We start from the raw sequence: 10,862 nt of genomic DNA, 5'->3' as shown, positions 1-10,862 counted from the left end.
CGTGGACTATTTATTGTTACGGCGCTGTGATGTCTTGATACACAACGGAGCAAGCTTGGCTCGCACGGTACTACTCAGTGAGCCTGATATGGGTCATATCAATACTCACCGGCCAAATTGGAAAACGCGTATAGCCGGGATGTCTGTGACTCCCCGAGCATTGCGAAGGGCAATGCAAAAACTGCAAGAACGGCTAACACGTCGACGGAAAATACGCTTTCAACAGTGGCAAGCCTTTTTAAAAGAGAGTTAGTATTCACTCGCTTAATCAACCTAAATAGAGATCTCGCATAATATGAATCCCACTTTCGTTTACCTGGCACAAAATACGCAAAAAGACCCTCAATGGGGCAGAGACTCTCGTAGTATGTTGGAAATCAGCTTGGACAAACTGTACGAAAACTATAATCAAAAATTTCGCCAATCCATTATTATTTTTCACGAAGGTGATTTTAGTCATCAGGACCAGGTAGACATCGCCAAGGGACGACCTGAAATTTCATTTCAGGAAATCGAATTTAAGATCCCCGATTTCCTGGACAAGTCAAAAGTGCCTGACGTCTGGGTTTCATCAGCGGGAAAGGTCTATGGCGAATGGGGTTTGGGTCATCGCCACATGTGCCGTTTTTACACGCTCCAGGTTTTCGATATATTAAGCTCACAAGGATTCGATTGGGTATGCCGATTTGACGACGATTCCATTCTGCATTCTCCCATAGATTACGACCTATTCACCTACATGGAAGACAATGAGCTTGAGTACGGTTATCGCGTTGACTCACAAGAACCTCATAGATTAACAGAAGGGTTCAGTGAAGCGCTTCACTCATATATCAGCGAATTTAAGGTAACACCAACGTTTTTCGCAGACCATGTCTGGCCATCAAGTATGAAATATACTCTGCTGAATGGCTTTTACCAGTTGCTGTCCTATCGTTGGCCTCTAATGAAGAATAGCCTGCGCAAGGCAGGGACCTATGACAACTGGGGTTATTTCAACAATTTTTTCATTTCTAAAATTTCATTTTGGAAAAGTGAGCAAGTCCAGCATTTCTTGCATCACTTCGATCAAATGGGTGCTAATCATATCTATCGCTGGAACGATTTAATACTGCAGTCCGCTGCTGTACAAATATTTATGGATAAACAGAAAGTACACAAGTTTGAAGACTGGACATACGAACACGCTACGATTCTCAAAGGTAAATTAAAATATGGCGGTATATGGCGTGGTAATATGGATGAGAAAGCGACTGCTGTTAAAGCATTTGAACAGCGTTATGGCAAGGCGGTTTTTGACATTGATAAAACTTACTGAAACCACAGCATCGATTTTCATTCGTTCTAATTGAAGCTATTCCAGTCAGTATCATTGACTATTGGGAGCGCTTAAGTTGTGCGATTATTTTAATAATAAAAGTTCATTGCGCCACATAAATGCCAGGCACGGATAAAAGGTCCCACCGGGGTGCCCTGAATTTACAATATGATACAGAGCAATTACAGGTCAGGTATCCAGACTAAAAGGGGGGGCTCCCCCTATAAATTGCCATAACTCAACAAGATATCTCATCTGGTGCTTTGAACACTTCAATTTAACTCATTGTCATTGATACCCAAAATACAAACATTTCTGGTACTTGCTGCATTGGTTCTAACTTCCCCATGTAAACTTAGTAATTTAAAAGTATGATGGTTGCATATGTCGTCTTATAGTTACAAATGAACCATTAATAGCTATGCAATCGAAAGCTCCCAGATATCGACTGATAAAAAAAATACTAACAAAGCTAGGTTATTACGACGTTACAAAGCACGGAACCGCCAGCTCAAAAAACTCATTTCTTAGGAAGTTTTGGCATTTCTTGGGGGCCTACCCAAATCCATATACTTATCACTTTTATTTTGAATACGCTAACTCATTTATGGCTCCTAAGATGTACGAGTTTCAATACATGATGAAAAAAGTTGAACTGTGTAACGAGGATGTCGTCTTAGATATTGGCTGTGGAGAAGGCTCACTAACTTTCATGGTGGGACGCTATGTACAAAAAGTAGTAGGAGTAGATATCCTGCCAGATTTAATTGATGCCGCAGAATTAAAAAAGTCTGAACTGTCTCCAAAAATGAATGCAGAATTTCATTGCAACAGACTTGAAAACATAAATTTTAGAGAAGAAAGTTTTGACAAAATCGTAAGCTTTTCAGTAATAGAACATATCCCGAATTATCTGGAGATCTTTGCGCTTACTCATAAACTACTTAAAAAAGATGGAGAATTAATAGTATCGGTGGACAGTTTCAGCCATTTCGATAAGCGCTTGCGTGAAAAACATGAAAAAACCTTTGATGTGGCCAAGTACTTTGAAACTAAAGAATTGCACGATTTGTTGGTGCGTATAGGTTATCGCGAAGTCGTTATTGAACCCATTTTTATCAGTAAATTCTCTGAAAAATGGTTCAGAAGAGTTGTAGAGAATCCACGTGAAAATTTCGAGTTCCACAAACGACTGTATTCATTCTTTGTTTATTTCGTCATTAGTTTTCTGGAGAAAAAAGCCAAAAAACAAAAGCACGGCATATTTCTGGTAGCAAAATGCAAAAAGTAGTTTTCTGATCACATACAAAGTCAGGTGCCCGTGCGATTCTGACCGTTATGCTTGAAAAGCTAAGTGTAGTCAGAAGGAGTTGGCATATAACAATTATCAACCACAGGCATAACTGAGTTAAAAACCTCAATGGCATTCAAAAAGCGTTTAAATATAGAGTCACATTTTAATAAATGTGTCGAAAGGCTTTTTTAATTGAATCCTCATTGGTCCATTTGCAATTCAGCTGGGTACGTTAAGTCAATCACTTGTATCTCCGGATTAAAAAATACGGCCACTTCCCCAACATTCGACTGGCACTTAATCAGGAAGTCACATTTTGCCAACAACAGGCAATCAACCAAAACTTCTACTCCCGATCGATACCCTTTACCCGTGCGTTGAAAAACGCCTTGTTCATCTCTTGAACGATTGGCTGAGGTGAAGAGTACTCTATCTCCATATCGCTCTTTAAACTCCTCAAGAAACTGAGCTTGATCGGTGGCAACGAATATCAAACTATCTGGATATTCTGCCAAGTAGCGGTCTACCACAGGGAAATACTCCGAAGGTTGATTGATCACCAGAAAGATGGGGTCTGTATCATGAAATGTGCCGTCGTGCTTCACCAGCTTTTCCGTTCCCCGAAGGTGTACTCCTATGACCCTTTTCCCCTTCATGTGGCTAGAGTAAAATTGTTCCATTTCATCCAATATTTCAGGCCTGATTCTGACGTACTTTGCAGTTAACTCAGCCCCCATGCTGCGTTGTCGCTGCCACCAAAGCTGAGTTCTTTCATTAAATTCGGTTGGTATGTCATCACCTTCACCTAAATATAAGCTTTTCTGAAGTTCCGGATCTAAAAAGGTCACGCTCTTTGGATTATTGCTATGGAGCTCTTTTAACTCTTTGCTGCTTCGGTCTCCAATGGGCTCAAAATAGTTCTCCCAGAAGTTTATGTTTTTTTCCGTATCGAAGTAGTAATTGTGGCGATAGTCTACGTTGATAATCGGAATCAATCCGTGACATTCTGCAAATCTTAATTGTTGTAAAACCATGACATAAATAGCAAAAAAAGCAGATCCTGGATGGCAATCAAATCGAATCTCAAGATACTTTTGATGCTCATTTGTCGCTGAAAAGAAATCAGAGCCTATTCTTGAAGCAGCGTGTTTAGCCCGTTCTTTTATTTGAGTCCACGGAATTTCTTCGTTGCTTTTTTTTAAAAAATAGTAATCTTTTAATAACGGAAGCCAGCGTCTGAGAGAGTGCTTTGAGAAGCGCCCTTGTTCTATATAGCGAGATAGTTTTTTGTTCATAATTTAAAGCAGGACATCTTAATTACGAAGGTTGGATAGCAGAGCTACGAATTAGAGAGATGAGGTGATTTAAATTTATATCCACCAGCAATAAAACATGTAATCTAATTTCGCCACTTTATTCGAAACGACTAGATCATACAACTCCGGGCACAATACCTTGTATGCGCGCATGAATAACACCTTGCTTTTCTTTCGTTAATTAGAATAATGCCTCCCCGAAATGCTTTTAACTTTTTGTTTAGACTTGGCATCACATCATCAATGTAAAGAATAATAAAATGAATATTGGGATTATTGGACTTGGAAAACTCGGATTACCCTTAGCAATTGCTATAGAGAGCAAAGGGCACATTGTACGAGGCTATGACTCAGATCCAAACAAAATGAATGTAAAGCCTCGTAAAACAATAGAACGCGGTTTGGATAGCAAGTTAGATCTCAATGAGGACCTTAATAAATCGCAAATCAAATTTGTTCAACTAGATGATTTAGTTGAAAAATCAGAGATCATTTTTGTTGCTGTACAGACGCCTCACGAATCTATGTTTGAGGGAATTACACCGATTAAGGAAAGCCCGAGAGATTTTTCTTATGAATATCTAACAGAGGCTGTATCTCAAGTTTCAGCATCTATCAAAACACAAAAACTGATCGTTATCGTTTCAACAGTTCTGCCCGGAACTGTAGCCAGAATCGTTGAGCAGATAGAAAATCCGTTAATGCAAATTTGCTATAACCCTTCTTTTATCGCTATGGGTACTACCATTCGAGATTTCCTATTCCCTGAATTTGTTTTGATTGGCGGTGACGATGAAAGTGCGAAAAATAAGCTGGTGCAATTTTACCAAACAATTACTGACTCACCTGTTCGTAGTATGACTATTGAAAGCGCCGAATTAACCAAGGTGGCCTACAATACATTTATCGGCATGAAACTGGCGTTTACCAACACTCTGATGGAAATTTGCCACAAAGTCCCAAGTGCTGATGTTGATGAGGTAACTGAAACACTTAAGTTGGCGAACAATCGATTGATTAGCCCAGCTTATATGACTGCCGGTATGGGTGATGGAGGCGGCTGTCATCCACGAGATAATATTGCAATGTCTTGGTTATCCTCCGAGTTAGAACTAAGTTACGACCTTTTCAGCAGCATGACGCAAGCGCGGGAAAAACAAACCGCTTGGTTGGCTGATTTATTGTGTTCACATGATTTGCCCAAAGCGATTTTAGGTTATGCGTATAAACCTCAAACCAACATAACCACAGGTAGCGCGGCACTATTACTAAAATCGATTTTGGAAGATAGAGGTCACGAGGTGCAGCTTTATGATCACTATGTTGAAGAACGAAAAATAGATTTAACAAAATTAGAACCTCACGTTTTTCTTATTGGGTGCCGACACCCAGAATATGAGACGATAAGTTTTCCGAAAGGTTCTGTCGTTATTGATCCGTGGCGAATTATTGATGAAAACACGTCAGGTGTTAAAGTAGTTTCATTGGGTAGTAAAGACTAAAGCCTTTTTTGCGTCCCTGTATAAATCATTTTTAATCGTAAAACAGACATACAGGTCGAGTAGTTCAAAGTCACTCCTACCACAAAGATCAATTAGGGCATAAATAGAATATTAAAGTGAACACTGAATCCAATCCTGATAATAATTCCCTTTTAAACGCTGCTCTGTCTGAAAAGTACAAAGGGGTTTACGAGATTCAAATGCATTTGCAAGGGGCAGGATTTGGGGCAATGCTGCTGCAAACCCTAAACCAAATTCGCTACTGCGAACGCCATCAGCTATTGCCCATAGTCAATTATACAGCGCGCTGTAAAAGTCACTATTACGATGAGAATTACGGCACTAACATGTGGCATCAATTTTTTGAGCCCCTAATTCCTCCTTTTGACTCTGATTGTATTGCTGAAATAGGTAACGACCCAAATAGCTCATTTACATTAGAAGATTTATACAATCTAGAAGATACCGAAATGCTGCATATCTGCGAACATCACCCTGACAGCATTTATAGTTATACTTTCGCAGAATGGCGGGACAATCCGCCTAAGGATATTGAAAAATGGTATCGACAACAGCGAAAAAAAGGGCATGAGACCTATTCCCAATACATTAGAGTAAAAGCTCACGTAGAGAATAAAGTCGAACAATTTAAACTTCAGCACTTTAACGGACATCAAATCCTCGGCCTGCATATTCGAGGTACCGATTTAATGTACGCGCCCCCGGTTGCGCCGTCGGAGTATTTCTACCACGTAGATAAGTGGTTGAATGAGCAGTCAAATCCAATAATATTCGTAGCCACCGATCAAGCACAATTCTTAACTGTTTTTAAAGAGCGCTACGGTAGTCTGGTGGTCGCATACGACAGTGCCCGTTCAGATAATGATGTTGTACCGTTCAATTTGAAAGATGTCTCTCCATACAAAAAGGGCGAAGATGTTTTGATAGATCTATTGCTTTTGTCAAATAGCCATTTCTTAATCAAAGGCGCTTCCGCTGTCGGTGAATTGGCCTTATACATCAATCCAAAACTCCCCAGTTTGGACCTCGCCGTAAATAAACGTTTTGCTTTTGGGCAAGACTACGGAAAAGGCTGGAATGGCGGGCTAAACCACCAAACCAAACCCGCCTGGCAATTACTCAAGAACCGAAACTTATTGTCCGAAAATAGCAACAGGAACAGCCAAACACTTTTACAAAAGTTCCAATACGGGATGCGTCCCTACTACAGCCCTTTGGTGATGTTTATACAGCGTGCTATCAGGTACTTATTCAAAAAGCTAAAAGCCTGGTAAAGCAAGGAAAAATATTTAGTGCAATGCAGCCGTATGAGGGATAGTCGCGATAATAGTCGCCTCGGCATCTAATAATTCATCAAGGCGTTGCTCCACCACTCCTTTGGGGAAATACTCTAAAGCAAGTTCCACAAATAAGTCTTGATGATCCGCTTCAGACTCAGCGATGGCGTGGTAAAAGTTCTTCATCGGTCCTTTTGGCAACGCTTGCGACACCAAACCAAAGCGCTCACATCCCCGCGCTTCAATGATCCCGCCTATCAATAAGCGATCTAACATGTACTCACTCGTCCCCTTGCGAAAATGCTGGCGAAACTGATTTACATATTCATCTTTGGTATCGGAGCCTGGGTTTAAACCTCGCTCATACAAGATTTTGATAACCTGGCGAAAATGGGTCATTTCTTCAATGGACAAATTCACCATGGCTTTTACCAGTTTTTCTTTATCCGGATAATGAGACAGCATCGACATGGCCATTCCCGATGCTTTTTTTTCTGCCGCAGCATGATCAATAAGAAAGCTATCAAAATCGGCTAACACCGCTTCTGTCCAGGCAAAAGGCGTTTTGTATTTCAGTTCAAACATGTCAGCACGGACCCCAATTGAAAAAAGGGCGCAATTATACATGGTCAAAAAACAAAGCAAAAGTTACAGTAAGTAGCCTTGATAGTTAAAGTTTAAAAATCATGTCCCGTTGCGAAGAGCTCATTGCTAAATACGATTTAAAACCCCACCCAGAAGGTGGTTGGTACAAAGAAACTTATCGCTGTTCAACAACAGTCCCCTCACCTGTCAATGGACAAACTCGTAACAGCGTAACGCAAATCTACTTTTTATTGACCGAGGGTGATATCAGTCGCTTCCACAAAGTTGCCCACGATGAAATCTGGCACTTTTACGAAGGAGCACCATTGAGGTTGCTGGATTTACATAACAATCAATGTAATGAGATATTTTTAGGTCGAGATAATGGCCAGTATCACCATGTTATCCCCGGCGGTCACTATCAGGCAGCTGAATCCACGGGAGAGTTTACTCTGGTAGGCTGCACTGTCGCCCCGGGTTTTGACTTTAATGACTTTCAATTTTTACAAGACGACGAAGTGGTTTTACAAGCGTTTAGAGCACACTCGGAAAACTACCGCTGCTTTATTTAAGCTGCGCTAGTAATAGCGCAGCTCCGTTACCTTGCCGCGAAATACCCGATAGGAAAAGGCGGTATAGGCCAAAATGCAAGGCATAACAATCAGAGCGCCTATCAAAATAAAACGCAATGAATCAGGGGCACTGGCTGTTGCTTGAATCGTCATATTACCGGGCACAACATAGGGGTAAAAGCTAAAAGCCAGTCCAGCAAAGCAGGTTAAAAATAACAATACCACCAGCGCAAATGGTCTAATACAGTATTTATCCTCTAATACGCGACGGAAATTCAAAGCCCGCCCGAGCAATACCAAACTTAAAATGGCCAGGGTTGGAATAATTGCCAGCATAATCAGTCCAACGCCAGAAAACCACTTATGGAAAATAGCAGGGTTAGCTAAAGGATTCACCAGACATACTGTGAAAATGCCGGCCACGCAAATAAATAAAGTCTCTTTTGCCCATTCAAGCGACTCTTTTTGCAACTCATGTTCGGTACGCATAACTAACCAACAGGCACCTATCAGACGAAAGGCGGCAATAACACCCGCGGCACTTAATAGTGCAAAACCATAGGCAACCAGACTGTGTTCAAAGCCCATAACATAAAGGCCTAGCATAAAACCCTGTGTACCGGCAGCCAGGTAAGAGCCAAGTTTAAACAACTTATCCCATAACTCTTTTCGGCCTTGGCGCACCTTGGCTCGAAAATCGAAAGCCACACCACGTAATATCAGCCCAATTAACATCACAACTATGGGTAGATACAGCTCTCCCAATATCAGGCTGTGTGCTTGTGGAAAAGCGATGAGCAACAGTCCCACTGCCAATACTAACCAGGTTTCATTGGCATCCCAAAAAGGACCAATTGATGCAATCATGATATCGCGGTGGTGCTCATTTTTTGCCGGTAACAGCATACCCACCCCCAAATCGTAGCCATCTAGAATGGCATACATCACTATCGCCAGCGCCATTAGCCCGGCGAAAATGTCAGGTAATAAAGTATCCGCGATCATGATTTTGCTCCTGCCAATTGTTGTGTCCTTATTGTGAGGCGCTCCTCAGGCTGTATCTCCTCAATTTCCACGGAGCGACGCGACATTAAAAACAAAGTGCGTATATAGGCCACCAATAAAAATAAATAAACCATCAGATACAAACACAGTGACAAAAGTACATTGCCTGAGGGTATTTGAGTGGCCGCCTGTTGGGTGGTCAATACGCCAGATACCAGCCAAGGCTGTCGACCAATCTCGGTAACATACCAACCCGCCAGGGTGGCTATCCAGCCGGAAAACGTCATGGCTATGGCCAATTTTAAAAATATTGGAGAGGTCTCTTTTCTCTTCAAAATGAGATAACTCCCCACAACTGCCGTGAACAGCATCAATAATCCTATCCCTACCATAATTCTGAATCCATAAAATACGGGTTTCACTGGTGGATGCTCACCTTTAAATTCATCCAAACCCCGGATTTCCCCTTGCGGATCGTGAGTTAGAATCAAACTGGCTAAATTGGGAATAGCCACCTCAAAATGATTTTTACGCGCCTGTTCATCAGGAATAGCAAATAGCAAAAGGGGAGCACCTTTTTCTGTTTGCCAGACGCCTTCCATGGCCGCGACTTTTTGCGGTTGATGTTCAAAGGTGTTCAAGCCGTGCAAATCGCCTACAAAAATCTGTATCGGCGTTAAAAAGAGTGCGGCAACAATAGCCGTTTTGAAGGCAATTTTAGGCGCCAATTTGTTGTCTCCGCGAAAAATTCGATAGGCGGACAGACCAATAATAAGAAAGCTTGCCGTCAATGCAGACGCCAGTAATGTATGGAAAAAGCGATATGGGAAAGAAGGGTTAAAGACAATTGTCCACCAATCCGTAGCATGGGCTACGCCATCGCGCATTTCAAAGCCTACGGGGGTTTGCATCCAGCTGTTAAGCGCCAAGATCCAGAAAGCCGATAATGTGGTGCCTATAGCGACCATCAATGTGGACAGCGTATGTAACCATGGTGGCACTCGATGAATACCGAACAACATAATCCCAAGAAAAGTCGCTTCCAGAAAAAATGCTGTCATCACTTCATAACCCAGCAGTGGACCGGCTATATTGCCCACCGTTTCCATATAACCCGGCCAATTAGTACCAAACTGAAAGGACATGGTGATACCGCTAACAACACCTAATGCGAAAGTCAGTGCAAATACCTTCACCCAAAATCGATAGATGCGCATCCACACAGGATGGCCTGAAAGATCAAAGCGAACTTTGAAATACAGCAAGAACCAACAGAGCGCGATGGTGATTGTGGGGAACAGAATATGAAAACTGATATTTAATGCAAACTGGACACGAGAGAGTAAAACAACATCCAACATGACAGGCTCCACTTTTAAAAAACCTAACTACTTTTTTTCAAAACCTTTTCTTTGAAGTCCAAAACCTTGCCCACTCCCGACCCCAACTTCATCAGAGTATTGAGTTTCTCGGGATTCATACTTTGTAATTCCGCAGACCAGGTAGTCACGGTTTCCAGCAAGTCATGGATTTCGTGTAGCTTTTGCTGAGCGTATTCGTCCTGTTCGTTACCCGGCTTTTGCAGCAAGACACCCCGCAACATAGACAGGGTTGGATCCACTTCCCGCTTACGGCGCTCTTCGAAGACCTTCATGGCCATGTCCCAGATACTGCCTAATGCCTGGTAATACTCTTTGCGATCTCCGGGAATGTGTCGGGTGGATATCAGTTGCCACGACTGTAACTCTTTAATACCCATGGAGACATTGCCGCGAGATATATTGAGTTCTTCTGCAAGCTGATTTGCCGTAAGTGGGTCTTTACTTACAACCAGCAAAGCATACATTTGCCCAACGGTTCGATTAAACCCCCACTTACTCCCCATTTCACCAAAGTGCAAAACAAAAGACTCGACAACCGGCGTCATTTTAGAACCTTCTAAAGTTTCAATATTTTCTGAAAGTTTAAAACA

General features: G+C 41.9%; 11 protein-coding genes. 6 read left to right on the top strand and 5 right to left on the bottom strand.

Annotated elements, in window-relative coordinates:
* The 3 genes from ACXAGP_RS21630 to ACXAGP_RS21620 form a co-directional block, all read left to right on the top strand.
* Positions 1-253, top strand: a 253-nt coding sequence (locus tag ACXAGP_RS21630) for a hypothetical protein (protein WP_475263858.1), incomplete at its 5' end; no start/stop codon positions are given.
* Positions 254-295: 42 nt separating this feature from the next.
* Entirely contained in the window at positions 296-1,318 is a 1,023-nt protein-coding gene (locus tag ACXAGP_RS21625; RefSeq protein WP_475263857.1) for a glycosyltransferase family 15 protein, read from the top strand.
* Positions 1,319-1,739: 421 nt separating this feature from the next.
* Positions 1,740-2,609, top strand: coding sequence for a class I SAM-dependent methyltransferase (locus tag ACXAGP_RS21620; RefSeq protein WP_475263855.1), 870 nt, complete (start codon positions 1,740-1,742; stop codon positions 2,607-2,609).
* A gap of 203 nt (positions 2,610-2,812) precedes the next feature.
* Here the strand turns inward: ACXAGP_RS21620 and ACXAGP_RS21615 are convergent, their stop codons facing one another.
* On the bottom strand, positions 2,813-3,907 hold the full coding sequence (locus ACXAGP_RS21615) for a nodulation protein NodZ (RefSeq protein WP_475263854.1): 1,095 nt from the start codon (positions 3,905-3,907) through the stop codon (positions 2,813-2,815).
* A gap of 281 nt (positions 3,908-4,188) precedes the next feature.
* Between ACXAGP_RS21615 and ACXAGP_RS21610 the strand changes: the two genes are divergently transcribed.
* Together ACXAGP_RS21610 and ACXAGP_RS21605 are read left to right on the top strand one after the other, a co-directional pair.
* Positions 4,189-5,430, top strand: coding sequence for a nucleotide sugar dehydrogenase (locus ACXAGP_RS21610; RefSeq protein ID WP_475263852.1), 1,242 nt, complete (start codon positions 4,189-4,191; stop codon positions 5,428-5,430).
* A gap of 116 nt (positions 5,431-5,546) precedes the next feature.
* Positions 5,547-6,725, top strand: a complete 1,179-nt coding sequence (locus tag ACXAGP_RS21605; protein WP_475263851.1) for an O-fucosyltransferase family protein — start codon at positions 5,547-5,549, stop codon at positions 6,723-6,725.
* A gap of 15 nt (positions 6,726-6,740) precedes the next feature.
* Here the strand turns inward: ACXAGP_RS21605 and ACXAGP_RS21600 are convergent, their stop codons facing one another.
* On the bottom strand, positions 6,741-7,313 hold the full coding sequence (locus tag ACXAGP_RS21600; RefSeq protein WP_475263850.1) for a MiaE family protein: 573 nt from the start codon (positions 7,311-7,313) through the stop codon (positions 6,741-6,743).
* Between the two features lie 101 nt (positions 7,314-7,414).
* Between ACXAGP_RS21600 and ACXAGP_RS21595 the strand changes: the two genes are divergently transcribed.
* A complete protein-coding gene (locus ACXAGP_RS21595) occupies positions 7,415-7,885 on the top strand; it encodes a cupin domain-containing protein (RefSeq protein ID WP_475263849.1) in 471 nt (156 codons plus the stop codon).
* A 6-nt stretch (positions 7,886-7,891) separates the two neighbouring features.
* Here the strand turns inward: ACXAGP_RS21595 and cydB are convergent, their stop codons facing one another.
* Genes cydB through ACXAGP_RS21580 form a run of 3 tightly spaced genes read right to left on the bottom strand, consistent with a single transcriptional unit; the run spans position 7,892 to position 10,817 of the window.
* Entirely contained in the window at positions 7,892-8,890 is a 999-nt protein-coding gene (cydB, locus tag ACXAGP_RS21590; protein ID WP_475263847.1) for a cytochrome d ubiquinol oxidase subunit II, read from the bottom strand.
* A complete protein-coding gene (locus tag ACXAGP_RS21585) occupies positions 8,887-10,251 on the bottom strand; it encodes a cytochrome ubiquinol oxidase subunit I (protein ID WP_475263846.1) in 1,365 nt (454 codons plus the stop codon). The genes cydB and ACXAGP_RS21585 overlap by 4 nt, the downstream gene beginning before the upstream one ends.
* A gap of 23 nt (positions 10,252-10,274) precedes the next feature.
* A complete protein-coding gene (locus tag ACXAGP_RS21580) occupies positions 10,275-10,817 on the bottom strand; it encodes a GbsR/MarR family transcriptional regulator (protein ID WP_475263845.1) in 543 nt (180 codons plus the stop codon).
* Positions 10,818-10,862 lie beyond the last annotated feature (45 nt).

It is taken from the genome of Planctobacterium sp. AWM4_229 (genome assembly GCF_056160305.1).
This window is presented reverse-complemented; position numbering and strand designations above follow the sequence as displayed.

Bases quoted from the DNA above. Each gene is read 5' to 3' on its own strand.
- ACXAGP_RS21625 (WP_475263857.1), top strand. From the start codon at position 296: ATGAATCCCACTTTCGTTTACCTGGCACAAAATACGCAAAAAGACCCT.
- ACXAGP_RS21620 (WP_475263855.1), top strand. From the start codon at position 1,740: ATGCAATCGAAAGCTCCCAGATATCGACTGATAAAAAAAATACTAACA.
- ACXAGP_RS21615 (WP_475263854.1), bottom strand. From the start codon at position 3,907: ATGAACAAAAAACTATCTCGCTATATAGAACAAGGGCGCTTCTCAAAG.
- ACXAGP_RS21610 (WP_475263852.1), top strand. From the start codon at position 4,189: ATGAATATTGGGATTATTGGACTTGGAAAACTCGGATTACCCTTAGCA.
- ACXAGP_RS21600 (WP_475263850.1), bottom strand. From the start codon at position 7,313: ATGTTTGAACTGAAATACAAAACGCCTTTTGCCTGGACAGAAGCGGTG.
- ACXAGP_RS21595 (WP_475263849.1), top strand. From the start codon at position 7,415: ATGTCCCGTTGCGAAGAGCTCATTGCTAAATACGATTTAAAACCCCAC.
- cydB (WP_475263847.1), bottom strand. From the start codon at position 8,890: ATGATCGCGGATACTTTATTACCTGACATTTTCGCCGGGCTAATGGCG.
- ACXAGP_RS21585 (WP_475263846.1), bottom strand. From the start codon at position 10,251: ATGTTGGATGTTGTTTTACTCTCTCGTGTCCAGTTTGCATTAAATATC.
- ACXAGP_RS21580 (WP_475263845.1), bottom strand. From the start codon at position 10,817: ATGACGCCGGTTGTCGAGTCTTTTGTTTTGCACTTTGGTGAAATGGGG.